Genomic DNA, 22,410 nt, shown 5'->3' on the forward strand with positions numbered 1-22,410 from the left:
TCATTGCTAAATATTTGAAACATTAAATTTTTCGCTGGAATCAAACGGGTGCTACCGGGTCTATTCTCTTCTCTCTACTACGAGGTTACCTCCTTTCATTATTAAAAAACTGCCGAAGACAGAAACCTTCGGCAGTTTGACGATCTGCGTTAGGCACAGATACAACCTATTACAGTCCCATCTCTGGGTGGATTTGCCTTTTCGATGTTTTTCGAATAAATTGGACTGAATTCATAAAAATTATAGCAATTTGGCATCTCAATTACAACTAGGAATTTTAGTGAAAGGCAGTAATACGATGACCTTCAACAAAAAAACATCACAATAAATTTGTGATGTTTTTTTGTTGCCTTGAATGATCAGCAACTCAAAGTAATTGTTTTACTGCTGGTTGAGCCTATGGCGTTAAAGGCTATAACGGCGTATCCCACGGTTTGGCCTGATAGCAGGGATATGGTTTCTCCGAATTGAGTGGTATTTCCAGGAAGCTCTGCAATTACCTCACCATTGCGCACGATGCGATAACCTGATTCATCATCTTTGTCTGACCATTGGATGGTGATGTTTGCTTCATTGGTTTGGAAGTTGCAGAAGATATCCCATTTTTGAAGGCTTACATTTTGCGGAGCGCCACCTTGCGGCGTAGGCGGCGCAGTCACCGTTGGCACGGATGTGTAACTGCCAACAGGTGTGGTGAATTCACCAGAAACCCAGCAATTGCCGGCGGAGGTGGATACGATCCAATAATTGGGCGGGAAGAACCCGACAATCTCCACTGAATCGGATGGCAGGATTTGAGTCACTCGTTCATAATTTACGCCGGGACCTGTTCGGCAATTTGTAACTTCGCCCACGCTGGCCACTGGTTTGGAATAAGTGGGAGTTTCTTCTATTGAGCCACTGCCAGCCGCTGTTGGGCTTGCAAGTGGCTGCGAGTTAGACGAGGTGTTAAGCGCAGCTTGCACTGTCAGCGCGGCGGCTGTGGCAATTTGCGGATCTGATGCGCTTGCACCAGGCATATTGCAGGATGACAGAAACAATCCTGCGGCGAGGGCCAGGCTTATGATTCTCTTCATGTTAATTCTCCCGTGATATTTTTCATGCGCTCTATTTTTTATCGCAAATTGATGGTTATTCTCCATCGCCTTCAAGCCAGGTCTCCATATATGGTTTTTCCATTTCCATGGCCTGGTTGGTAATATGCAATGGATGGAAGGTATCCACCATAACGGCGAGTTCCTTCGTTTCTGTCTTGCCGATGCTGGCCTCCGTCATACCGGGTTGTGGGCCGTGTGGCAGGCCAAATGGATGCAGGCTGATATCGGAGCGCTCAATACCTTTGCGGCTCATGAAGTTGCCTTCGGCATAGTAGATCACTTCATCCGATTGAATGTTGGAATGGTTATACGGAGCAGGGATGCCTTCGGGGTGATAATCAAACAGGCGCGGCACAAAGGAGCACACGACGAAATTATGCCCATCGAATGTTTGATGTACGGGTGGCGGCTGATGAATGCGCCCCGTGATCGGCTCAAAGTCTTCGATATTGAATATCCACGGATAGAGGTAGCCGTCCCAGCCGATGACATCGAACGGGTGGTGGTCGAGGGTGTGCTGAGAGATGCGATCCCGCACCTTTACGCGCACCTCGAACTCGCCTCGCTCTGTGTGTGTTTCCAAATCTTCTGGGACTCTGATGTCACGCTCGCAGTAGGGGGCATGTTCGAGCATTTGACCGTAACTATTGCGGTAACGCTTGGGTGGCTCGATCTGACTTGGGTTTTCGATGGTAAAGAATTTACATTCCTCATTCAATTGCATCTGCCAGGTTGTGCCGAAGGGAATCACGATGTAATCGCCTTTGCGGAATGGCAGATTGCCAAACTGTGATTTCAATGTGCCGCTGCCTTCATGCACCCACCAGGTTTCATAAGCTTGTGAGTTGCGGTAGAAATAGTCCATGCTTCCTTTGGATCGCGAGACTCCAAGGATGACATCGTTATTACCAAGGAGTGGAATGCGCCCAATAACAGGATCAGGTCCGAGCGGAGTCTGAGCGGTTTCCAATGCTCGGTGGCGGATGGGGCCAAAATCCATGAATTCAGGTTTGGCCGGGCCAAGGTCTTCCGCCTTCTTCACACGTGGAGGCAGAAAGTGATGGTAGAGGATGGATTGAATGGAGGAAAAACCCTCTAAGCCCATCAGTTCTTCGCGATACAGCTGGCCGTTTTCCTTTTTGAATTGTGTGTGGCGCTTATGAGGAATCTTACCGAGCTTGTGATAAAAAGGCATGTCAATTCTCCTTCTCTATAAAATTAATTGGGGATCAGAACGTAAGTGTTTGAACCTTTAAGTTTTGATTGCTTGAGCGCTTCGCCTGATTTTTGAAAAAGACTTTCGCTGGAAAGCACTTCTCCGCCAGGTTGACAGTTAGCACCAATGTGGAGCGAGAATGCAACTACCTCACCATTATTACCGTTAATTTTGTTTTTGAAAATGGAGAGCAGCCTTTCGCATACTGTGCGAGTCCCCGCTTCATCAGTAGTGGGCAGCAGGATGTTGAATGTATTGACGCCCGCTCCGCTGGATGGAATATCTACCGAACGGAGATGCGCATTTAATTTGGCGGTGAAGATCGCGGGTGCATTCACCAACCCGCTATCATTCAACGCGGTGGGCATCATTTCGATCTGCACCAAAGCCAAAGGCGATGGATACCTTCTGGAGCGTGTGATCTCATGCTGGATCAATACCTGAAATACATCATTGCTATAGATCTCTTCACCGCGCGACATCATCTTTTTCATCAGATTCTCCGATCATGGATTGTAGACTACAACACTTTCCTGTTCGTTCGGATCATTGCGGGCAACGACAGCAATGACTTCTTCTGTGTCACTTAAGTTTACGGGCTGATGCGGCAGGTTGGGTGGGATGAATAGAAAATCTCCCGCTTCATTGATGCTGGAGTTTTCCAGCCTTTCACCATACTTTGTCTCAGCGCGGCCTTTGATGATGTAGATCGTGGTCTCGTAGCCATTATGATAATGTGCAATTGCCTTGCCGCCCGGTGGGATGATAACCAGGTGCATACAAAGATGTTTTGTCCCCGCAGTTTGAGCGGAGATGCCCTCGAAGTTTGGCAGTTGTTGTTTCGAGATGAAAGTCTCTTTTGGATGAACGGTGATAATTTTATTTGCGCCCATGAATTCCTTATGGTGAAGTAACAGTAATAGACTGGATCAGCGCATCTAGCTCTGAAAGCGATGGCTGGAAAGTGTCCGGGTCGGCGGCGTTGAGCACATCAGTCACAGCCTGGAAGTAACTCTCGAAATCGGCAGGGTCAAGCGAGTCGTAGCCGGGGAATTCCACACCGCCTGTAGGGATGGGTTCGTTTTCGATGTCACCGGAAATAAGAAGGGGTGAGCCAATCGGCAGAACCACCACCACAAAATACTTGCCATCGCTCGTCAACCCTTCATAATGATAGAACGTGCCATTGTTGGTTACCGGGCCAACATCCTGGCCGTATTGATTGATCATGCGCAGGCCGGAGCCATTTGCGAAATTCAGTCTCTGCACTTGCGCGGCGATCATTTGTGCGGCATTGAAGGCGGGGACTTGCGGCAGCGACTCAAATTCCAGTGGCGCGGATGGGCTGGCTAGAATTGCCTGTAATTTTTGCAGGCTGTGCTCTGCGCCCGCATACACATCCGCATATTCCTGCGCGGGGTATACCGTGAGGGTAGTGTTGGAAAACGATCCCATTGTGTTGTTATAACCGCTGAATGTAAATTGGATATGTTGCGGGGCAACGCTCCATGGATCGCTGGTTTCTTCTGTGGCATCAGGAATCACCTCGCCGTTTGCTCCGCTTGCCAATCCATTTGGAATGATAAAGGAAACATTTTGAAACGAGACCGGGATGCCGCTTGGCGCGGTTGGTGCATTTGCCGTCAACGCCTCAAAAGTGGCGGCGACAATTGTTTCCACCCCCGGTTGCGTTGGCGTGGCGGGGGCGCTGATTCCACAAGCCAATGTCACGAACAGGATGCTTACCAACCCCAAAAATTTTCCCTTCATTCTTTCTTCCCTCCGAGTGTGTTATTTGGGTTTTCAATTCAAAGCCCATGGCCCAAGTGTAGTGTTGATGATGTATTTCGTCACCTGACCCAAAGATACTATATCAATTCCCTTGGAGCGGCCCGCTATTGCAAATGCCAAAAGGTGGACCTCGCTGTTCGAGACCCGATCAGCTATGAGTTAAGTGTGAGGCGCGCTGCTCATGGGGAGTCAAGAGTCAAAAGTCGAAGGACAGTTGACTCTTGACCTTCGACTTTCAACATGCAGGTTATAAGTTGCCGCGTCGTTCTTGTTCCAGCTCCAGTGATTCAAACAAGGCTTTGAAATTGCCTTTGCCAAATCCCTGCGCGCCATGTCTTTGGATGACTTCGATGAACATGGTGGGGCGGTCTTGAATGGGGCGTGTGAAGATTTGCAGCAGGTAGCCCTCGTCATCTTTATCCACCAGAATGCCGAGTTCCTGAATGGCTTTGTAGTCTTCGTCGATCTTGCCAATGCGCTCTGGCAGCATTTCGTAATAGGTGTCAGGCACGCGGAGAAACTCAACGCCGTTCTTGCGAAGTTTTTCAATCGTGGCGAGAATGTCTTTTGTGATGATGGCAAGGTGCTGCGCACCGGGGGTGAGATAGTAATCGAGATACTCTTCGATCTGGCTCTTGCGTTTGCCTTCCGCTGGTTCGTTGATCGGGAACTTGACGCGGCCATTTCCGTTTTGCATTACCTTGGACATAAGCGCAGAGTATTCGGTGGAGATGTCCTTGTCATCGAAGTGCATAAGCTGGCGGAAGCCCATCACCTGATGGTAGTAGTTGACCCAATGATTCATTTTGCCAAGCTGCACATTGCCGACGATGTGATCGATGGCGGCAAGCCCGGTGGACTCAGTTTCGTATTGAATGGGTTTGTAGGTGGGAGCAAAGGCTCCCTTGTAATCGGCGCGATCTACAAAGACGTGAAGGGTTTCGCCATAGGTGTAAATGGCGGAGGTGCGATAGATTCCATAATCGTCCTTTTCTTCGCGCGGCGCCCACCCGGATTTGCCTCCGCGTTCGGTTGTGGCCTGCCAGGCTTTTTCCACGTCATCCACTTCCAGGGCGATGACTTTGACACCGTCACCGTGCACCATGTGATGCGCAGCGAGCGGGCTGCTCGGTGAGTAGGCCGCAGAAACGACCAGCCGCGCCTGCCCGGATTCAAGCACGTACGAGGCGAAGTCGCGGTTGCCGGTTTCGAGGCCGGAGTAGGCCACAGGTTTGAAGCCAAAAGCCTTCCACCAGTAAAACATGGCATGTTTGGCATTTCCCACGTAAAAATGTACGTGGTCAACAGATTTGATTTGGAGGAAGTCAGCTTCCTCGGTCATAGGCCGAGATTCAGATTTTGCTTTTGTAACCATATTCTCTCCTTTGGTTGATATACCGCTTTATATATATATATATATTACTAAACTTTCTGGAAGAAATTATGAGAACGACTCGTAATTTTGGCTTCGTTATTGGTACGGCACTATGTAGATGATTTTACGATAAAGCGGGATTGCGCGCAACAAAACAATGAGACGGCGGTTTCGCCGTCTCATTGTCTAACTCTTATGGGCAGTAGTCTAATGGTATGCCCAACACGCTCCCATCTGGGAAGGACGCCTCGTTTCCAGCTTTATCGCGGGCGAAAAACTGGTATTCAATCCCGCCGTCATCTCCCCCAAGTTCGCCGTCAGCCTGGGCGTTCAGATCGTAGTTGAACCCATACAAACCTCCGCTGGCATTGTCGTTCGGAGTTAAGGTGTTCCAGGAACCCACCTGACCCCCATCCCCGAGAAAACGATAGGACAGCCACACGGAATCCAGATGATCATCAGAAGCATGAATGGCAACATTGAAAATATTTGCGGCACAGTTTGCGGTTGGATAATACAGTTGCGTATAGACTGTGATCGGTCCGCTCAACTCCGGTGGCGTGTTATCGCCTGCAGCAATGGGAGTGGGAGGAGGGGCGACGAAAGGAACTCCAGCTACATTGCCATTCGTATGGCCTGTAACTCCTGAAACCCAGCATGTAATTGTGGCCGTTGCTCGAACAAGCCACCATGTATTTTCAGCATTGTGACCCTCAATGGGCAGGTTGGTCCCCTTGCGAAAGGAAGTCACTACATCATAAACGGTGGATGGCCCTTTACGACAGTTGGCCGGTGTATCAATGATAAAAACAGGATTGCCAGAGGTTGAGTTGACAACCACAGTTGGGGTACTCTGGTTATTTTCTGTGAAAGCTGGGAGAAATTGATAATCCCATCCAAAATTCTGTTCAGCGAGACTAGTGCCTTGCAGCGCGTTGGTCAGTTGCGCCACTGACCCGGTTGAAGCGGGGCTTGTCCAGCCGCCTGGGATAAGCACCGCATCATTTGGCGGCGCTACAGCGTCAATTTCGATGCAGTAGGTTCCCTCTGTAAGTTGAGTGAATGTATACAAACCGTTGCTGTCTGTTGTAGTGGTATCTGTAACCGGGTTCGCGCAGGATGCGGCATGAAGAGAGACGCTGACACCAGCAATGCCGGGATCTCCCGCTTCGAGTATCCCATTAGCCACCAGCCCACCGCCTCCGCTTGCAACGCAACCAGCCGGCAGCGGATTCGGAATCGGCCCATCTGGAACCGCGCACAGGTCGTGCCAGACCGTTCCCGAAATTGAACCGAGCACAGCAGTCGGTGTCGCAGTGTCCGGCGGGAGGGTGGGTGTGATTGTCGATCCGGGCATATTACAGGCCAGTGATATGGCGAAAATGATGAAAAGTGAAAAAGCGAACTTTGCAGACTTCATGTCTTCTCCTTGGGTTAGTTGATTTTATTACGAAAAATTCAACCTGCAATGAGACTGAGGTCATGCAAGGGATACACCTAAGTGGGGGATGGATCAGTTTGCTTCTGTGCACGCCAATCCTTAATCAGGAACGGCAAGTAAAGGATAAAAAGAATCGCCAATCCCACCACTTCCAATTCAAGGATATACCACGGCCACGGAGAAAGCATATCCAGCAGGGTTGCGAACTTCGGTTTGTATGCGATGAACAGATAGTTGCTGCCAATCGCCAGGTTTAGGAAGAATACAGGGATCATATAAATATTCGTCCAGATGAAGACACGTTTGAAGGATTGCAAAGTGGGGCGGATGCCCTCAACCACAGTCATGTAAATCGGAATCGCGACAAGCAGCCCATGGGCAATAAAAGTTTGGAAGGCGCGAAAGTGAGGAAAACCATATCCGCTTGCATCGGGAGTCAGCAGAGCCTGAGTCGCGCCGCCGATGCCCAGGAAATATGCCAGTTCGTAAATTCTATAGTTTTTCGTGTAGAGCATGTAAGCCGAAAGCCAGACCATCACACTGCACATGTGAAGTGGCAGCATAGTCTGGATATTCCAAATTCCCCAATAAGCCGCCCAGGCATGGTAACTTAGTTCGTCGATGACGAGAAATGTCGCAACTATATAACGGAAATTTTTCTTGTCCTTATCACCCCAGAGGTTGCGAAAAAATAGAAATGAAAAGCAAGCCAGGGTGATGATGATCAGTGCGGTCACATGGCCTGTACCATATAACTCGAATGGCGCACCTTTGTAATCTCTCGCGAAATATTGACTCATAAGAGCGAACTCCTTGGGCTGAAGCTATAAGATAAAACGCTTTTATCTAAACAAGGTTGCGAATATAATCCACTAAATCTTAATGGAGGCTCTTCATGAAACAGAAAAAATTATGGATCGTTTTGGCGGTGTTGGTTGTGTTGGTTATTCTGATCCTTTATTTTGCAAGAGGAACAGATATTAAGACAGGAAATTCCACCCTGGCTGAACAGCCTATTGTGCAGATTCAACTTGCAGGTCCAGCCGCGGATCGGGCCGCCGAGATTTCAGGGCTTGCGTGGTATGGTGATAATCTTATCCTTCTTCCACAATATCCGAATGTGTTTCAAGAAGGCGGCGATGGCTTTTTGTATTCTCTTCCCAAAGATGAGGTCATTGCATATCTGGATGGTGCAAATGAATCGCCGCTTGAACCGCGCCCAATCCAGTTGATCGCACCCGAGCTTTTGGAACTGATTCCAGATTATCAAGGGTTTGAATCCATCGGCTTTTCTGGTGAGCGTGTCTTTCTGACCATCGAAGCAGGGGCTGGCATAGACATGCAGGGATATTTGATCTCTGGCACGATCAGCACCGATCTCGCCACGCTTTATCTTGATACATCCAATCTGGCTTTGATTCAGCCCCAGGCGAAATCTGAAAACCATACTGATGAATCCCTGCTTGTCCTTGATGATAGTGTAGTCACCTTTTACGAAGTGAACGGAGAACTGATCGTGGCAGACCCTGTAGCGCATGTCTTTGATTTTGACTTGAAGTCACTTGGCACGATTCCAATGACCAATCTTGAATATCGTCTTACAGATACCGCAATAGATACTGGTGATGAATTTTGGGGCATCAATTATTTCTTCCCCGGTGATGCAGCACTTGCACCCATCTTCGACCCCATTGCAGATCAATATGGAAAAAGTTCATCGCAATCAGAGCTCGCCCAGGTGGAGCGCCTCGTGAAATTTCAATATTCAGAATCAGGTATCACGCTGGCTGATTCTGCTCCAGTTTCCCTTTTATTGGTGGAAGATGCCCGCAATTGGGAAGGGCTTGTCCTTTTGGATGAGCGCGGTTTCCTGATAGCCACCGATAAATTTCCCACGACAGTTCTTGGATTTGTGCCAATGCCGTAATTTGAAAAGAGACGGTCACTCAAAAAAGTGACCGTCTCTTTTATTATTTCACCTGTATAACTTTTCCACCCGTCATTTTTTGCAGGTCTTCCGTCTTCAATTCAAAAATTGCATTGGGCGTCCCTGCCGCTGCCCAGATGGTTTGATACGATAGAAAATCTTCATCCAGATAAGTTTCCATTCTTTCAATGTGACCAATGGGAGGCACGCCTCCGATAGCGAAGCCGGTAACTGATCGGACAAAATTGGCATCTGCCCGCCCGATGGGTTCACCGGCGTACTCGCTGATGCGTTTTTCATCCACGCGATTCGCGCCGCTGGTTAAAACCAAAATCGGTTTGCCACTGGTCTTGCCGCGAAAAATAAGCGACTTGACGATCTGGCCCAGTTCACAGCCTGCCAGGTCTGCGGCTTCCTGTGCCGTACGCGTGGACTCGGCGTGTTCGATCACAGTGTAATCATATCCGAGAGATGTAAGCAGAGTTTGTATCTTTTGTGCGGAGGGGGAGAGTGGTTGCATCCATCAATTATAGCGGGTTACTTTTTACGCGTGTAGTGGATGTTCCATAAAACACGCCAGGTTTTTCCTTCGTCATCGGAGCGTTCCCAATTCCACTCAAATTTATTTGCTTCAATCTCAAACCAGACCATTCTCTGTTTGCAAGCCTGCCCTTTGACGATTGCATCTCTTTCAAGTGTCATTTTTTCGTTCTCAAACTTGCCCGTAAAATCCAGATATGAACCGCTGTTGTCTACCCAGGTCTGGCACCACAATTGGCGTTCAGAGTCAAAGCAGGATACGCTCATGCCAGTCAGATCAGGCGCAGTAAAATTTTCTTGTATTACCTTGCCATCCAAGACTCTTTCGATTCGGTTTGTGCCTTTGCCATCCTCTCCCCATTGCACATCCCATTCGCCAAGCCAGAAATCAAATTGGTTTTCAGGTTGAACATTCATACGAACCTCCTTTGGTTGTTCACAGGATAGCATATCGATCAATACGTCGAACCCCTCCAAAAGACTGTTTCGTTTTGCAATCTTATATCATGCACCTAGTCGTGATTCCCTGAGCGAAGCGAAGGGTCTCTACTATTGAAGCAAGAGATTCTTCGCTCACCTCATTGCGACAAACACATTGCGGCGCAAGGTCGCTCAGAATGACACTATTTATGGTGAGTTACAATTCATCCATGCCTACACAAGAAGAAATTTACAAAACCCAAGGGGATAAGTATGAAGCGTTGATCGCACGCGAGGATTATCAGGGAAATATTCTGAAGTCGCTGCTTGAGATCACCTCTCTGGAAAATCGCTTCGTTCTGGACCTCGGAGCTGGCACTGGACGATTAACCTGTCTGCTTGCTCCACACGTTTCGCATGTGCGCGCATTCGATATCTCTAATGAAATGCTGAGAGTATGCCGCGAGAAGCTCACGGCCAGTGGACTGACCAACTGGCAAGTAGATGTTGCCGATCATCGTCAACTGCCTGTAGATGATCATTCCGCTGATCTGGTTGTCTCTGGCTGGAGCGTGAGTTACCTTGCGGTGTGGAATCCAGACTCGTGGAAGGCAGAGTTGGAAAAATGGCTGGGCGAAATGAAACGCGTCTTAAGGCCGAACAGCTACATCGTCCTGTTTGAATCGCTGGGCACGGGAAATGAGTCGCCTATTGAGTTGGAGCATCTTAAGGATTACTATCCCTGGCTTGATGAAGTCGGTTTCCAAAATAAGTGGATCCGCACTGACTATAAATTCGATTCGCTCGAAGAGGCTGAATTCCTTTCCCGCTTTTTCTTTGGAGACGAGTTGGGAGATAAAGTGAGGAAAAATAATTGGGTGGTTTTGCCTGAATGTACAGGGGTTTGGTGGCAGAAAATATAAGGGGCACAGCGTCGCTGTGCCCCTACATGACTATTCCTGTTTCTTGAAGCCGTTCTTTATTGCCATTACAAGCCCAACCAATATTAACAAAATACTTGCACCTGCAAACGCCCATTTGATCGTGGTCAATAAGACCAAAACCCATGCGAGTCCTGAGGGTTGTGCTGGAAATACTGAGACCAAAATCACGATGACAATGTTCTCAAGTAGGTCAAAAAACCATGCGCCTAAAGGTGTCACATTGAATTTCCGCATCGGGCTAGTGGATGTAAAACCGCGCTGAAAGAGCCATGAGATCAACAAACCAAAAAAGAATAGATACACGATTGGGTAAATGATATCCACCGTGAGTTCCACGTTACGATAGAACGGGCGGTTGAATTCACCATATCTTTCGATCATGCCAAATATTTTTTCGGGGTTTGCAAAAAGCATGAGATCCAGCGGAAGAACGCCGCCCTGTCCATCCTGCATCATGCCCTGGATGAGGGGGAGTAAGAAGCCCGCAAAAAAGCCATCCAGAAGAAATAGAACGAGAACAAGCCAGCCCTTTGCCCAACCATAAAACTTTTGTGAAATCCTGTTGATCATAATGAATGCCTCCTTGGCTATCGCTTGTGTCATAAATAAATAACGTGAACAATGGATAAAATAGGCTGTTGTGTCACCCTGAAGGAGCGCTTTTCAGCGACTGAAGGGTCTCGAAAGTCAGTCACGAGATGCTTCGCGCCTGAAAAGCGGCACTCAGCATGACACAATTCCTTAATCATTATTGACGTTAAATAAACTTTTCAATTGAAATTGCGAGTAAATATTACAACCTTGGTTCGGTAAATTATGCAATACTGTGTAAAATAAAAACCCAATACCCTGAAAAACGCCTCGCAAAATTGGACTGTTTTATTTGACAGGCCAAAGCATTGGCGCCATTAGCGAAACGATCACTGCCACTATAAGCGTAAGCGGAATGCCAACACGCATAAAATCTGAGAATTGATATCGACCAGGTCCATACACCAGCAAATTTCCATGATGGCCTATGGGTGTGAAGAAGGATGTAACAGCGGCCATAGCCACAGTGACGACAAATGCCTCAGGTGGCAGATTCAAGCTTCGTGCCAAGGCGATGGCGATTGGGCCAAACAAAGCAGTAGTCGCCGCATCAGACATGATCTGTGTGACGATGCCCGTGGTAAGAAAGAGCGCCAGTAATATCCAGTGTATATCCCAAGTGAACACCAAACCTTCCAGCCAGCCAGCTAAGAGGCCGGCAGTGCCGGTTTCCTGCATGGCCAGCCCGAGCGGAATTGCCCCAGCAATAAATATGAATATACGAGTCTCTATCGATTGATAGGCCTGCCGTAGAGATATACATCCGCTGAGGATCATGATCACTGCACCTGTCAACAAAGCGGTTTCGACCGACATCACATTAAACGCCGCGACGACTGTGGTCAGGATCATGATAATTGCTGCCAGCCGCGCTTTATGAAGAGGCTTCGGCTCTCCTCTAAAGGGAACGAGCATCAGAAATGACCGGTCTTCTGAAAGCCGTTTGAGGGAATTATCATCCCCTTTCAATACCAGTACATCGCCTTCCCGAAGTTTGATGCGTGATATTTCCGTATGTAACCCGCCTTTGCGCCGCCATACACCCACGATGATGACGCCGTAATTCTCAAGAAAATCGATCTTCCCAATCGTCCTGCCGATTAAATCCGATCTGGGAGCCACTACAGATTGAACGAGTTGGGAGGATAATTCCTCTTTGTTGTTTTCATTTTCCTGGGAAGTTAAAAACGTCTCTTTATATTTCTCCAGCGGCTGGAGCGCAATGCCGGGTTCCTGCTGTATGGTCGCCAATTTATCCGGGCTGGTGCGGATCACAAGAACGTCGCCAGCCTGGGTCTTCTTTGTACTATAAGGCTTGGCGCGTGGGCGTTGATTGCGATACCAGGCCGACACTTTAAGAACATCTTTTTGCTGTTCCTCGATTTCGGAAATGGTCTTGCCTATCAGCAGTGAATCTGGCAGGAGTACCAATTCTGTGTAATACCCTTCCATGCGGAAGTGATCGATTGATTCATCTTCACTATGATGGGTAGGGAGTAGAAACCTTCCAATTAACAAAAAGAAGAGCGTTCCAGCAAGCGACAATGTCAATCCGATTGGAGCAATTGAAAAAATGCCCAAACCGCCTTGCCCTGCCTGCTTTAATAAACCGTCTGCGATCAGAAATGCGGGCGCTCCGATGATCGTAATGGCTGTACCGAGCGATGCAGCAAATGACAGCGGAATTAATAACTTGGAGGCTGGAATATTGCTTTCGCGGGAGAGTTTCAGCAGTGGCGGCAGCATCAAACCAGTAATGGTAACGTGATGCGTAAAAGCCGATAACAAAGCTACGGATGGCATAACCACAGCAATAGCTTGTTCAAGGCTTTTACCCGCCAGCCGTTTTATCCAGTTCCCCAATGTTTCAGATAGCCCGGTATGATATAAAGCCCCATTGAGTACAAAAACTGTAGCCAGCAGAATAGCAGGCTCACTGCTAAAGCCTGAAAGGGCATCTTCGGGCGCAAGCACACCCGTAAGGCTGAGCATGAGAATAATGAGGATGGCTGTCAGGTCGATTCGGATCCACTCGGTGAATAGCAGGACCACCGAGCCTATCAGAATGGCAAACAAGTACAGTTGATTTAACTCGATACCATTAAACATGTTATATGTTCCTCATTTGCTGATTGCCTGCAAAAGATTCACAGATTTTCAAACTCGATGTACCAGTACCTGGATACGATAGACCCCTTCTCACTGACGCAATTCTATTTTATCAGTGCTTCTGAATAGTTTTCAAGTGCATCTTCAACTCTGGTTTTGTGATCGGCGTGCATGGGCATGGATTCCATTTCTTTCAATGAAAAATATCCAAAAGCGATGGTCTCGTTGCTTAACTCCAATTCACCCTCGATGATTTCCACTTCAAAACTCATCACGACAAAAAAGGCTTTGCTGCCATCGCGATATATAACCAGTTGATCTGGGTTGCTATACACACCGATCAACCGTTTCGCGCGGACCTTCAAGCCTGTTTCCTCCAAAACTTCCCTTTCACACGCTTCCCCCGCGCTTTCGCCTGATTCCATTGCGCCGCCTGGAATGCACCAGCGCCCGTTGTCTGCGCGTTGGGTGAGCAAAACTTTCTCTCGTTTTTCATCAAAGATGACTGCGCTGCACCCGACTCTAATTTGTCCCTCTTTGCCCAATCGCGGGCCGTATAAAACTTGTGTCATATGATTAAATAAATCTCGGAGGTCTTTAAGACCTCCGAGATTTTTCTCCTATCATTTTATGAACGTGCCGTTACGCAATTCCTGAATGGTCTGTTGAATTTCTTCAACCGTATTCATGACGAATGGCCCGTATGGGACGATGGGTTCCTTGAACGGTGCGCCTGCGATGAGCATGAATTGCACACCCGCGTCACTCTGGACCTCGATCTGGTCGCCGTCATCGTTGAAGACTGCCATGCTGACAGATTTAACTGCCTGACCTGCAAATTCGCCTGCGCCCTCAAATACGTATGCGAGCAGGGTGTGTCCGCTTGGGATGGGGTGAATGAATTTCGAAGCAGGTGCCAACTTCACGTCCATGTAAAGAGGCGAGGCGGCGATCTCTGTCACGGGGCCGCGAGTCCCATTAAATTCCCCAGCTACGAGGCGGACGGTGGCACCATCCTTTTCAACGATGGGGATTTCGCCCGCGCTGACTTCCTGATAACGGGGTTGCCCCATCTTTTGTGCAGCGGGCAGGTTGACCCAAAGTTGAAAGCCGTAGATATTTCCGTTTTCACTGCGGCGGGGCATTTCCTCATGTAGAATGCCGCGGCCTGAGGTCATCCATTGCACATCACCTGAGCCGATCTTGCCAGCGTTGCCGAGGCTGTCGCGATGGTTCACAGAGCCTTCGAGCATGTAGGTGACGGTTTCAATGCCGCGATGTGGGTGAGTGGGAAAGCCGCGGATGGGGCCTTCGAGCGGATTGTTGAATGCGAAATGGTCGAAAAGCAGGAAGGGATCATATTCGTTGCTCGCGCGCGGTGAGACGGAACGCCTCAATAAAACGCCCGCGCCTTCGATAACGAGTTGTGGTTCGATTACGTGGGAAATAGTTCTGTTTGTCATGTAGTGTGGACGATTTGATGACGGTATGTATTACGAAGTTTATAGATTTTTTAGCTGGTGATGATAAAAAGTTAATGACATCGTTATTTAAATTCTGCACAGTAAATATCGTTTGCTTCCTGCGCCGTCCTTTACGAAGTAGCCTGCGGGCGGCGCAGGATTTACTCAGAAGAAAACGCCGCCGAGGACGGCGGCTAGAGCCTAAGATTTCGCAGACTGCGCCGATTAAAGAATTTCAATAGAAAAATCTGCGAAAATCTATGTCATCTGCGGATAAAAATCTCGGTTCGCGCTATTATCAATAAAGTCTGTTTTTCAAATGCGGCATAGTAAATGTCTCGTTTGGTTTGAGCGATCCAGCAGAGGCGGCCTTCAGGAGATTGGCCTGTGCGAAGAGAGAATTCAATCTGCGCGGGGTCGAGTCCTTGCTGGATGAATTCTTTGAGGGCCGCATCAGTGTCACGGAATTTGTGAGGCAAATTCGGGAGGCGCCCGCATTCCTGTTTCCACAGGCTGACCATCTGGCGATGTAGCAGTTTTCCAGAGGTGACCAACTGACGAATTGGGCTGTCCACCGCTGGGAACGGTTTGATGCTGATCTCAATTCTTGCCGACCCATAATCGTCCGTTGTTCCATCCCAGGATAGAACCCATTCACATATAAGCTGTGCGCGACGCTGGATAAGGTCAAAGAAGAACTCCCAATGCGAGCTGGTACCGTCTGCATTAACACCCTGTTGAGAGACAATCGATTTTAAGCGAGCTTTTCGATCATGGCTGCGCACATGAGGCCATATGGTTTTAGAAGCTTGCAAGGCCGTTATTGGATGCTTAGTTTCTCCCCCGTGATGCGTGAAATGCAGTTGTTGAGATATGGCACGTCTGTCGAAGAGGATATCTACTGCATTATAAATACGCCGAAGTGTGTCACTCATGGTTATTAATCCTAAGATTGCTCATCGGTGCATTCACGGAATGCAAAACTCACCCATTTTTCTTAAACCAATCCTTCAACTCTTTTTCTAACTCTTTTAATGCATCGTCAATTGAGGTCAGATTTGAATCACTCTCCCAAACCATGCCACCGGGATCTAACGCTCTTACCAATGAAGTGCTATATTCATCAGATCCAATTTCTATCCAGCCCTGTTCTTCAATCCAGCGCGTAATCGTTGGATAGGATTGCGAGAATAACACCACTTGAAACTACCTTTTGACTGAAATGACCGTTTATCAACGAACTTCGAGTCGTACAGCCACTTTGTTACCTTCCTCAAGGTTTTCCGCTTTTCGAACACTGGCTTTGATGGGCACTAGATAACGGCCATCTTTGGGAAATAAGGAAGTCGTCCACTCGGTTTTGCCGATCCGCACATGTACTGGAATCACTCCCCAGCCATAGGTCACCAATCCTGATATGGCTTTCAGGTCGCGGCTCTGCTTCGCGGGAACAGTAATGAAGAACCATGGAGCGGGACCCTTCCAAAACAAAATCTTGCCGTTGAATTCGATGATCATTGGGACAGTATATCAAATGCCCACCCGCTTGAATTAGCGAATTGTGAGCGGGCGTGGACGACAATGCTTGAGAGCAGGAAAAATTGAAGCGAGAAAACTGCTTGGCTGCGAAGCGTGCAGCAGTATCCCACATGTTCACTGGATGTATGGTTAGGCGTATGCCCGTAGCAGCCAATTGACCAACAATCCGAACAGATAAAGACCGATGCCAAACGCAGTATGAGTCATCAAACTACGAAGCCTTGCCTGAGTAGGGTTTGGTGTCTTTGATGCAGCAAATCCGAACCCAAATGAAGGTTGCATGATGAAGAACGGCGCCAAGACCGTGACGACCCCGAAGACGATTGCGGGAATCAACCTTGGATGCTGAAGCCAGTTATCGTTTACTAATGTAACGAAAACGATGGCGAAAGTGATACCAATCATGTAATGGGCGATCCATCCTACCGTGCATTCTGCGCTTTTCTGTGGAGCAGATGTAATATTCGAATGCTTAAAGGTTCCTTCTGGCACATAGCGAAGCCAACGCCCGACTAGACAGATGTTGGATGGAGTGATCTTAAGGGCATATTTGAGAAACAGCGCCCACAGATCCGTGGTGAGAGTTGCACCAAGCCCAATGAGGATTGTGCTAATGAGGGAGAGGGTCAGATTATTCATGAGTTACCTTTTTATTGATTGTTTATGTCTAAGTGCAGGGGTTCTTGGCAGGTTGGCGGAGCATTGCCTTTTGGTTTCGACGGGCTCAATCAACCCAGGTTTGAAATCATCGATCAGCGTGCAATACAAAAGGTTTTGGAAATTTCTCCCTTGACAACTTACTCATCGGTGGGTGCATTTTGTTGGCAGATTAATTTCGCATTGGTTTGCATTTATTGTGAATATGATTTTCCTTAAAACTGACATCTAAAATCTAAACTTGACAACGAAAAACCTCCGCTACCGATCAAATAATAAGTGGCCAGCGGCTTGAGTTTTAAGAAACCTAAATTTTGATCGCCTTTCAAATTTTCTAAAATGCCAAAAACCGCAGGTCCCCATTTTATAACTTCATCGCGTGTCAACCCATCAGGATCAATTAATCCAGTCGAATTTGTAGGAATAAACGTAACCCCAATTGGCGTCTCTTGCCCATTAACTATAATGGCTTTGCTAGAATAAAAAGCCCTGATGCCTTCTTGTGTACCTGAATACTCTCTAACTTCTGCGACTCTATAATCACAGCCCTGCGGAAAATCCTCTTTATACATAACTCGTGTTTTATCTAGTGCGCCGAAGGAATTGTATGCCTTAATAAAATTTGTTCCTGCTGGATGCTGAATTTCTCTGAATGCTTTTTTGTATTCGAAGAATATTATATCTTGCGGAAACATAGTGGCTGCGTAAAAGGTAATGCAGAAAGTGCAAATTCCTGCAAGCAGTAGCAAACCTTCTTTTTTCAAGACAAATGCTCCTTTGTTTGGTAATGAACGCTTAACACCCAACGGTTGTCACTCGCGATTTTCAAACCAAGTTTGTCTGTGTAGAATGCTTTTGCTTTGGGCATGTCGCTGGCAGCCATGCTGAACATATATTGTTCTCCTTTACTGTCTTAATCGTAAATTCATTTATCGCTCGCGCTCTTTTGACGTGCTCACCCTCACAGCCTCGAGAATGAGTGCCTTTAGCGCTGCCTCATCTATAGTGTCGTCCTCATGGAAGTCGATGGCACGAACCGTGTTGCTATCCAGGCGCGTATTGAAGAGCTTCTTCGGATCCTTCATCTGCGCACCTTTGGGAAACGTTAGCCTCACGGCGTTCTTGAGTGTATCTGCTACGCATATGATTCCATCATGAGACCAAACGGGGACTCCCGATGGTTTGGAGGGTTTTTTCCACTTCACTTCTTCGACCACGGCAGGGTCGGCTTTCTTGATCAAAGCGCGCAGTTGTGATAATTTCCTGCCCCGCCAGTTACCCGACTCCTTGATGATGGCATCTATCTGTTGAGAAGCGGATTTTTCTTTTGGGACAGGCTTTGTACTTGCTTTCATGTTCAGCTCACCGCTTTTTTCACGAGCGCTGCGATCTTCGCCTCGTCGGCAGCGGTCAACTCCTTCAGCGCGAAAGAGGTGGGCCACATGGCGCCTTCGTCGAGGTTTGCCGTGTCATTGAAGCCGAACGTTGCATACCTCGCGTTAAACTTCGCCGCAGCCTGGAAGAAACAGACAATCTTGCCATCCTTGTTGGCATACGCGGGCATCCCGTACCAGGTTTTCGGCAAGAGGGCTGGCGCGCTGGCTGTGACGATCTCATGGATTCGTTTGGCCATGGCATGATCCGACCCTTTCATCTCGGCAATCTTGTCGAGCAAGGCTTTTTCCGCCTCTTCCTTGTTTGCAGCCATCTTCCGCTCTTTGAGGGTCTCCTTCATGGCTGCTATTTCTTCAGCCGATAGCCCCCCCTTGGATTTGGTGCTGGTTTTCTTTACTGACTTCTTCGTATCCTTTTTTGGGCCCATGGTAATCTCCTTTTGGCTCTTGCATTTAATAGAATTTAGTTATACAATAAAGATACTTCAAAATAAAGATAATGTCAAGGGATTTCCATGATGAACTCTACAAAAACAGATTTGAAAAAACGAGCCCTGATCGCGGTGAGGGAATATGGCGTTCACTTAACACTGTTCCGAAACGCGATGGACGAATCGCAAGGCCTCAATGCCACCGATGTGGAATGTCTCAGGCTTCTATTCCTCAAAGGTATTGCCACACCTTCTGAACTTGCCAGGCATACGGGCCTCACTTCGGGTGCGACGACTGCCATGCTTGATCGGCTCGAAAAGCCAGGCTTAATTGAGCGACGACCCAATCCCGATGATCGACGCGGGACTCTGGTCGCTCCCACGAAATCGGGTGCCGAAAAAGTCGCCTCGTGGTTTGAATCGGCGAGAAAGGCACAAGACGAATTGATCTCAAGTTACTCGGAGAAAGATCTTGAAATCATTTCTGATGTCTTTGAACGATTTACAAAAATATGGGATCAGGAACGCGAGAAGTTACGAAGAGGTCAGTAGATGCGGATCGCAAAGGGTCCAGTGGACATTGAGGGTAAGCAATATTATGACCTGAGAAACAACAATCGCTTGTTCCACACATCCTTTGCAGACTTACCAATCCAAATCATGTGAGTATCAGATGGCACTTCATAAAGTTCAGAAGTCGCAATTTCACTTGCAACCCTCTGAGCATTCCTGGGCGACACGGTTTTATCATTGGGGGAATACATCACCAATACAGGCCTGGTAATTGCAGCCAGATTATCCACCTTGTGTTCAATATCGTTTAGAAAACCTGTGCTTGCTTGAGAAGTCTGAATCATACGTTTGACAAAGGCCAGGTCGTCCTGGCTCATCCTGCTAATGACCAGGTTGGGATCAAGAACTGTCAAATCGTGCAACAGGGCTTTGATGAGTACGGTTGGGAATAATCTCAACATCATGTGCATGATCGCCCAGGTTACTTTTGCAGCGCCTCCAAACCCAATACGTGAGCCTCTTTTTGTTCGCTCATCCCAGTCGGTTGCAACCGCAGACTCCAAAATAAGTTTACGTACCCGATTCGGGTGCTGCTGCACGAATGCCAGCGCGGTGGGGCCTGCGGCGGAAATACCGACCACATCTACCGTTGATATTTGCAATGTGTCTAGTAAGGCAGCGAGTCCGTCGGCGGCGGCTTGTGCGCTTTTTCCTACATGCGAGGGTGTGCTATCGTAACCAGGACGAGAGGGGGTCAGAACAGAGTAGCCGTGTTCAATCAACTTCTCGTGAGAAAGACGACTCTCTCGGCTGCAATGCCCGCCGTTCAACACAACAACGGTGGGGCCATGGCCTTCAAAACGATATTCAATAGGACCCTTTTCAGTGTGGGCGATACTCTGTGTCATTAAGGATAACCCTGATTTAGGAATTAGACTTTGGCTGCCCAACGGCTTGTGGTAGTGGCAGTGGGGCGTGGACTCTGCCTATGCACACTCCGCTTTTAGGTAGCTGCTTTTGTCCGCCAATTCAGGAAATGCACTATCAATATTTACAGTTCTTTTCTATCGGGCTGATAGGTAAGAGCGATTATTCCTGAACTGAGGGTTTCGCTTTTGACAAGCTTGAGTTTTGTGATAGGCACTCCCTCTTTGAAGATACGCTTTCCAGTACCCATAATAATAGGCACGACTAAGAGCCGATACTCATCGATAAGATCAGTTTCCATCAGCGATTGGACAAGGGTAGCACTGCCATCTATAAGAATGTCTTTGCCTGGCTGCTGTTTCAGCTTGGTGATTTCTTCCACAACATTTCCTCTGATGATTGTTGATTCTTTCCATGGAGCTTTTTTCAGCGTTGAAGAGACAACATACTTCTTCATGCTGTTGAGCATTTGCCCAGCACCACCGTCATTCGCCTGCGTAGACCAGTACGGCCAAAGCATTTCATAGGTTATCCGCCCAAGGAGGTAAACATCACATCCCGAGTACCCTTCCATAATGTGCTTTTGTCTCTCGGCGCTGTCATAAGGAAACCACCATTGGTCCATATTATCTGCATCAAAGACACCATCCAATGTCATCCACTCTTTAACAACTAGTTTTCTCATATTAGTTATCCTTATCGGTAAAATTTATTACTTGCATTTTGCAAGTAAAATGAGTATAATATCTGTTGATCAAAAAGTCAAGACCAAACTTTTTAGTGATTCGCCAAGTTAGAAAAAGTAGTAAGGAGTTCCACCAAATGAAGAAGCAACAACGCCGTTCCGATTGCCCAATCAATTTTTCTCTGGAAACGTTTGGCGATCTGTGGTCGCTATTGGTCATCCGCGACATAGTTTATTTTGGCAAGCAGACCTATGGGGAGTTCTTAGAGTCAGATGAGGGGATTGCAACCAATATTCTTGCTGCTCGCTTGGTTAAGCTTGAGGAGAAAGGCATTCTGGTAAAAAAGCAGGATCCGACAGACAAGAGAAAAGACATCTATTCTCTTACCAACAAAGGGCTGGATTTAATTCCTATCCTTTTGGAATTGGCAAGTTGGGGAGCTCGACATGATCTGCAAACTGGTGCTCCTCAAGTTTGGATTGCTCTGGTGAATGCCAATAAAGAAAAGATAAGTCGACTCATCCGTGAAACGGTGCAGAGTGGTGGCTCAATTTTTGTCGGTCCCGATAGTGTTGTTAGTAAGTTGGGTGGGGAAGAAGAATAAATCTTGTTAAACTCGATGGTCGCTTGTATGGTGGCACGCTGCCCTGCTGCCCAACAGTTTGCGTTCCTGGCGGGCTGGCGAAGCATTGCCTTTTTTGATTTCGCCAGCCATCGTGTAGCACAAAAAGCTTTGAAATTCCCCCCTTGACAACTGCTACTCATCGGTGGGCTGCACCGTGTGGGTTTCAATTTTCTTGCTATTCACTTTCAACACGATTGATCGATTGAATTGCAGTAATAATGTCTCTGTCTGAAACGAGATCATCGTTGTTAATTTCGAGAGTCCAACTGTACGTTACAGCAGAAGCGATTTTGTTGAATTCGACAACCTTCTCATCTGAAACAGCAATATGTTCCACCTGGTTTCTCGTTTTGACTCGGGTCAAACAAGTCTCCAAGTTGGCATACACACGAATCATTTTGACAGAATATTTTCCTGCGAGGGATGCATAGAATTTACTAAACGCCTCACCAGCCCCGAGACTCTCAATCATTACCTTATTGCATTTCTGAAACATCGCGTCAATAGCCGCTTCAACTTTTTTCCATGCATTCTCGGTAGGCTTCAAGCTTAGCCAGATTGGCTCAACTCGGAGAAAGGCAATATCCGTGTGTTGATCAATAAGCGTCCCGATATGGGTTTTACCAGAACCTTTCGGCCCAACAAGCATGAAGAGAGTTTTTTGCTTCGCCATGACTCAACCATAACTCCTTTTAGCAGCCCAACGAGACTGTCGAAAAACCCC

29 protein-coding genes are annotated in these 22,410 nt (G+C 47.7%); 4 read left to right on the forward strand and 25 right to left on the reverse strand.

Features of this window, described 5'->3' with window-relative positions; all coding sequences use genetic code 11:
• Positions 1–359 precede the first annotated feature (359 nt).
• The 8 genes from AC14M5_RS05545 to AC14M5_RS05580 all read right to left on the reverse strand — a co-directional run bounded on the left by AC14M5_RS05545 (position 360) and on the right by AC14M5_RS05580 (position 7,720).
• Entirely contained in the window at positions 360–1,076 is a 717-nt protein-coding gene (locus AC14M5_RS05545; RefSeq protein WP_484028645.1) for a hypothetical protein, read from the reverse strand.
• Positions 1,077–1,131: 55 nt separating this feature from the next.
• Positions 1,132–2,292 carry a homogentisate 1,2-dioxygenase gene (locus AC14M5_RS05550; protein WP_484028646.1) on the reverse strand — a complete coding sequence of 387 codons (1,161 nt, stop codon included), beginning with the start codon at positions 2,290–2,292 and terminating at the stop codon, positions 1,132–1,134.
• A 23-nt stretch (positions 2,293–2,315) separates the two neighbouring features.
• Positions 2,316–2,807 (reverse strand): GGDEF domain-containing protein, encoded by a 492-nt coding sequence (locus AC14M5_RS05555; RefSeq protein ID WP_484028647.1) that lies wholly within the window; start codon positions 2,805–2,807, stop codon positions 2,316–2,318.
• A 12-nt stretch (positions 2,808–2,819) separates the two neighbouring features.
• Complete coding sequence (locus AC14M5_RS05560) at positions 2,820–3,206, reverse strand: cupin domain-containing protein (protein WP_484028648.1); 387 nt, start codon at positions 3,204–3,206, stop codon at positions 2,820–2,822.
• Between the two features lie 7 nt (positions 3,207–3,213).
• On the reverse strand, positions 3,214–4,083 hold the full coding sequence (locus tag AC14M5_RS05565) for a hypothetical protein (RefSeq protein WP_484028649.1): 870 nt from the start codon (positions 4,081–4,083) through the stop codon (positions 3,214–3,216).
• 268 nt (positions 4,084–4,351) lie between these two features.
• Positions 4,352–5,479, reverse strand: a complete 1,128-nt coding sequence (gene hppD / locus AC14M5_RS05570) for a 4-hydroxyphenylpyruvate dioxygenase (protein WP_484028650.1) — start codon at positions 5,477–5,479, stop codon at positions 4,352–4,354.
• 193 nt (positions 5,480–5,672) lie between these two features.
• On the reverse strand, positions 5,673–6,899 hold the full coding sequence (locus tag AC14M5_RS05575) for an SdrD B-like domain-containing protein (RefSeq protein ID WP_484028651.1): 1,227 nt from the start codon (positions 6,897–6,899) through the stop codon (positions 5,673–5,675).
• Positions 6,900–6,976: 77 nt separating this feature from the next.
• A complete protein-coding gene (locus AC14M5_RS05580) occupies positions 6,977–7,720 on the reverse strand; it encodes a YwaF family protein (RefSeq protein WP_484028652.1) in 744 nt (247 codons plus the stop codon).
• Positions 7,721–7,815: 95 nt separating this feature from the next.
• Between AC14M5_RS05580 and AC14M5_RS05585 the strand changes: the two genes are divergently transcribed.
• Positions 7,816–8,847, forward strand: coding sequence for a hypothetical protein (locus AC14M5_RS05585; RefSeq protein ID WP_484028653.1), 1,032 nt, complete (start codon positions 7,816–7,818; stop codon positions 8,845–8,847).
• Between the two features lie 43 nt (positions 8,848–8,890).
• On the opposite strand, the gene AC14M5_RS05590 is transcribed toward AC14M5_RS05585, so the two are convergent.
• Together AC14M5_RS05590 and AC14M5_RS05595 are read right to left on the reverse strand one after the other, a co-directional pair.
• The gene (locus AC14M5_RS05590; protein WP_484028654.1) at positions 8,891–9,367 is read right to left on the reverse strand and encodes a YbaK/EbsC family protein; all 477 of its coding nucleotides are present in this window, start codon (positions 9,365–9,367) and stop codon (positions 8,891–8,893) included.
• A 17-nt stretch (positions 9,368–9,384) separates the two neighbouring features.
• Positions 9,385–9,804, reverse strand: coding sequence for a hypothetical protein (locus tag AC14M5_RS05595; RefSeq protein ID WP_484028655.1), 420 nt, complete (start codon positions 9,802–9,804; stop codon positions 9,385–9,387).
• Positions 9,805–10,037: 233 nt separating this feature from the next.
• On the opposite strand from AC14M5_RS05595, the gene AC14M5_RS05600 reads away from it, so the two are divergent.
• Complete coding sequence (locus tag AC14M5_RS05600; protein ID WP_484028656.1) at positions 10,038–10,730, forward strand: class I SAM-dependent methyltransferase; 693 nt, start codon at positions 10,038–10,040, stop codon at positions 10,728–10,730.
• A gap of 30 nt (positions 10,731–10,760) precedes the next feature.
• On the opposite strand, the gene AC14M5_RS05605 is transcribed toward AC14M5_RS05600, so the two are convergent.
• From AC14M5_RS05605 to AC14M5_RS05660, 12 genes are all read right to left on the reverse strand, one after another.
• A complete protein-coding gene (locus AC14M5_RS05605; RefSeq protein WP_484028657.1) occupies positions 10,761–11,321 on the reverse strand; it encodes a hypothetical protein in 561 nt (186 codons plus the stop codon).
• Positions 11,322–11,630: 309 nt separating this feature from the next.
• Positions 11,631–13,451 (reverse strand): SLC13 family permease, encoded by a 1,821-nt coding sequence (locus tag AC14M5_RS05610; RefSeq protein ID WP_484028658.1) that lies wholly within the window; start codon positions 13,449–13,451, stop codon positions 11,631–11,633.
• A 104-nt stretch (positions 13,452–13,555) separates the two neighbouring features.
• Positions 13,556–14,023 (reverse strand): NUDIX domain-containing protein, encoded by a 468-nt coding sequence (locus AC14M5_RS05615; RefSeq protein WP_484028659.1) that lies wholly within the window; start codon positions 14,021–14,023, stop codon positions 13,556–13,558.
• A 51-nt stretch (positions 14,024–14,074) separates the two neighbouring features.
• Positions 14,075–14,914: a pirin family protein gene (locus tag AC14M5_RS05620; protein WP_484028660.1), complete on the reverse strand. Its 840-nt coding sequence runs from the start codon at positions 14,912–14,914 to the stop codon at positions 14,075–14,077.
• Positions 14,915–15,177: 263 nt separating this feature from the next.
• Positions 15,178–15,849, reverse strand: coding sequence for a hypothetical protein (locus AC14M5_RS05625; protein ID WP_484028661.1), 672 nt, complete (start codon positions 15,847–15,849; stop codon positions 15,178–15,180).
• 49 nt (positions 15,850–15,898) lie between these two features.
• The gene (locus AC14M5_RS05630; protein WP_484028662.1) at positions 15,899–16,111 is read right to left on the reverse strand and encodes a hypothetical protein; all 213 of its coding nucleotides are present in this window, start codon (positions 16,109–16,111) and stop codon (positions 15,899–15,901) included.
• Positions 16,112–16,147: 36 nt separating this feature from the next.
• Positions 16,148–16,432, reverse strand: a complete 285-nt coding sequence (locus AC14M5_RS05635) for a DUF1905 domain-containing protein (protein WP_484028663.1) — start codon at positions 16,430–16,432, stop codon at positions 16,148–16,150.
• 150 nt (positions 16,433–16,582) lie between these two features.
• Positions 16,583–17,092: a DUF2938 domain-containing protein gene (locus AC14M5_RS05640; RefSeq protein WP_484028664.1), complete on the reverse strand. Its 510-nt coding sequence runs from the start codon at positions 17,090–17,092 to the stop codon at positions 16,583–16,585.
• 233 nt (positions 17,093–17,325) lie between these two features.
• Positions 17,326–17,874 carry a hypothetical protein gene (locus tag AC14M5_RS05645; RefSeq protein WP_484028665.1) on the reverse strand — a complete coding sequence of 183 codons (549 nt, stop codon included), beginning with the start codon at positions 17,872–17,874 and terminating at the stop codon, positions 17,326–17,328.
• Entirely contained in the window at positions 17,871–18,002 is a 132-nt protein-coding gene (locus tag AC14M5_RS05650) for a VOC family protein (protein ID WP_484028666.1), read from the reverse strand. The genes AC14M5_RS05645 and AC14M5_RS05650 overlap by 4 nt, the downstream gene beginning before the upstream one ends.
• 37 nt (positions 18,003–18,039) lie before the next feature.
• The gene (locus AC14M5_RS05655) at positions 18,040–18,465 is read right to left on the reverse strand and encodes a DUF1801 domain-containing protein (RefSeq protein ID WP_484028667.1); all 426 of its coding nucleotides are present in this window, start codon (positions 18,463–18,465) and stop codon (positions 18,040–18,042) included.
• Between the two features lie 2 nt (positions 18,466–18,467).
• Positions 18,468–18,932: an iron chaperone gene (locus tag AC14M5_RS05660; protein WP_484028668.1), complete on the reverse strand. Its 465-nt coding sequence runs from the start codon at positions 18,930–18,932 to the stop codon at positions 18,468–18,470.
• Positions 18,933–19,019: 87 nt separating this feature from the next.
• Here AC14M5_RS05660 and AC14M5_RS05665 point away from each other — a divergent pair, with 87 nt between their 5' ends.
• Positions 19,020–19,487, forward strand: a complete 468-nt coding sequence (locus tag AC14M5_RS05665; RefSeq protein WP_484028669.1) for a MarR family winged helix-turn-helix transcriptional regulator — start codon at positions 19,020–19,022, stop codon at positions 19,485–19,487.
• Between the two features lie 44 nt (positions 19,488–19,531).
• On the opposite strand, the gene AC14M5_RS05670 is transcribed toward AC14M5_RS05665, so the two are convergent.
• Complete coding sequence (locus AC14M5_RS05670; protein WP_484028670.1) at positions 19,532–20,356, reverse strand: alpha/beta fold hydrolase; 825 nt, start codon at positions 20,354–20,356, stop codon at positions 19,532–19,534.
• Between the two features lie 143 nt (positions 20,357–20,499).
• On the reverse strand, positions 20,500–21,060 hold the full coding sequence (locus tag AC14M5_RS05675) for a dihydrofolate reductase family protein (RefSeq protein ID WP_484028671.1): 561 nt from the start codon (positions 21,058–21,060) through the stop codon (positions 20,500–20,502).
• Between the two features lie 137 nt (positions 21,061–21,197).
• Between AC14M5_RS05675 and AC14M5_RS05680 the strand changes: the two genes are divergently transcribed.
• Positions 21,198–21,665, forward strand: coding sequence for a winged helix-turn-helix transcriptional regulator (locus AC14M5_RS05680; RefSeq protein WP_484028672.1), 468 nt, complete (start codon positions 21,198–21,200; stop codon positions 21,663–21,665).
• 196 nt (positions 21,666–21,861) lie between these two features.
• Here AC14M5_RS05680 and AC14M5_RS05685 read toward each other — a convergent pair whose 3' ends face one another.
• Complete coding sequence (locus tag AC14M5_RS05685) at positions 21,862–22,359, reverse strand: P-loop nucleotide/nucleoside kinase family protein (protein WP_484028673.1); 498 nt, start codon at positions 22,357–22,359, stop codon at positions 21,862–21,864.
• Positions 22,360–22,410 lie beyond the last annotated feature (51 nt).

The sequence above is a fragment of the Candidatus Villigracilis sp. genome (assembly GCF_057083605.1).

What these genes read in the sequence shown, in the direction of transcription:
- AC14M5_RS05545 (WP_484028645.1), bottom strand. Translation starts at nt 1,076, where the DNA reads ATGAAGAGAATCATAAGCCTGGCCCTCGCCGCAGGATTGTTTCTGTCA.
- AC14M5_RS05550 (WP_484028646.1), bottom strand. Translation starts at nt 2,292, where the DNA reads ATGCCTTTTTATCACAAGCTCGGTAAGATTCCTCATAAGCGCCACACA.
- AC14M5_RS05555 (WP_484028647.1), bottom strand. Translation starts at nt 2,807, where the DNA reads ATGAAAAAGATGATGTCGCGCGGTGAAGAGATCTATAGCAATGATGTA.
- AC14M5_RS05560 (WP_484028648.1), bottom strand. Translation starts at nt 3,206, where the DNA reads ATGGGCGCAAATAAAATTATCACCGTTCATCCAAAAGAGACTTTCATC.
- AC14M5_RS05565 (WP_484028649.1), bottom strand. Translation starts at nt 4,083, where the DNA reads ATGAAGGGAAAATTTTTGGGGTTGGTAAGCATCCTGTTCGTGACATTG.
- hppD (WP_484028650.1), bottom strand. Translation starts at nt 5,479, where the DNA reads ATGGTTACAAAAGCAAAATCTGAATCTCGGCCTATGACCGAGGAAGCT.
- AC14M5_RS05575 (WP_484028651.1), bottom strand. Translation starts at nt 6,899, where the DNA reads ATGAAGTCTGCAAAGTTCGCTTTTTCACTTTTCATCATTTTCGCCATA.
- AC14M5_RS05580 (WP_484028652.1), bottom strand. Translation starts at nt 7,720, where the DNA reads ATGAGTCAATATTTCGCGAGAGATTACAAAGGTGCGCCATTCGAGTTA.
- AC14M5_RS05585 (WP_484028653.1), top strand. Translation starts at nt 7,816, where the DNA reads ATGAAACAGAAAAAATTATGGATCGTTTTGGCGGTGTTGGTTGTGTTG.
- AC14M5_RS05590 (WP_484028654.1), bottom strand. Translation starts at nt 9,367, where the DNA reads ATGCAACCACTCTCCCCCTCCGCACAAAAGATACAAACTCTGCTTACA.
- AC14M5_RS05595 (WP_484028655.1), bottom strand. Translation starts at nt 9,804, where the DNA reads ATGAATGTTCAACCTGAAAACCAATTTGATTTCTGGCTTGGCGAATGG.
- AC14M5_RS05600 (WP_484028656.1), top strand. Translation starts at nt 10,038, where the DNA reads ATGCCTACACAAGAAGAAATTTACAAAACCCAAGGGGATAAGTATGAA.
- AC14M5_RS05605 (WP_484028657.1), bottom strand. Translation starts at nt 11,321, where the DNA reads ATGATCAACAGGATTTCACAAAAGTTTTATGGTTGGGCAAAGGGCTGG.
- AC14M5_RS05610 (WP_484028658.1), bottom strand. Translation starts at nt 13,451, where the DNA reads ATGTTTAATGGTATCGAGTTAAATCAACTGTACTTGTTTGCCATTCTG.
- AC14M5_RS05615 (WP_484028659.1), bottom strand. Translation starts at nt 14,023, where the DNA reads ATGACACAAGTTTTATACGGCCCGCGATTGGGCAAAGAGGGACAAATT.
- AC14M5_RS05620 (WP_484028660.1), bottom strand. Translation starts at nt 14,914, where the DNA reads ATGACAAACAGAACTATTTCCCACGTAATCGAACCACAACTCGTTATC.
- AC14M5_RS05625 (WP_484028661.1), bottom strand. Translation starts at nt 15,849, where the DNA reads ATGAGTGACACACTTCGGCGTATTTATAATGCAGTAGATATCCTCTTC.
- AC14M5_RS05635 (WP_484028663.1), bottom strand. Translation starts at nt 16,432, where the DNA reads ATGATCATCGAATTCAACGGCAAGATTTTGTTTTGGAAGGGTCCCGCT.
- AC14M5_RS05640 (WP_484028664.1), bottom strand. Translation starts at nt 17,092, where the DNA reads ATGAATAATCTGACCCTCTCCCTCATTAGCACAATCCTCATTGGGCTT.
- AC14M5_RS05650 (WP_484028666.1), bottom strand. Translation starts at nt 18,002, where the DNA reads ATGTTCAGCATGGCTGCCAGCGACATGCCCAAAGCAAAAGCATTCTAC.
- AC14M5_RS05655 (WP_484028667.1), bottom strand. Translation starts at nt 18,465, where the DNA reads ATGAAAGCAAGTACAAAGCCTGTCCCAAAAGAAAAATCCGCTTCTCAA.
- AC14M5_RS05660 (WP_484028668.1), bottom strand. Translation starts at nt 18,932, where the DNA reads ATGGGCCCAAAAAAGGATACGAAGAAGTCAGTAAAGAAAACCAGCACC.
- AC14M5_RS05665 (WP_484028669.1), top strand. Translation starts at nt 19,020, where the DNA reads ATGATGAACTCTACAAAAACAGATTTGAAAAAACGAGCCCTGATCGCG.
- AC14M5_RS05670 (WP_484028670.1), bottom strand. Translation starts at nt 20,356, where the DNA reads ATGACACAGAGTATCGCCCACACTGAAAAGGGTCCTATTGAATATCGT.
- AC14M5_RS05675 (WP_484028671.1), bottom strand. Translation starts at nt 21,060, where the DNA reads ATGAGAAAACTAGTTGTTAAAGAGTGGATGACATTGGATGGTGTCTTT.
- AC14M5_RS05680 (WP_484028672.1), top strand. Translation starts at nt 21,198, where the DNA reads ATGAAGAAGCAACAACGCCGTTCCGATTGCCCAATCAATTTTTCTCTG.
- AC14M5_RS05685 (WP_484028673.1), bottom strand. Translation starts at nt 22,359, where the DNA reads ATGGCGAAGCAAAAAACTCTCTTCATGCTTGTTGGGCCGAAAGGTTCT.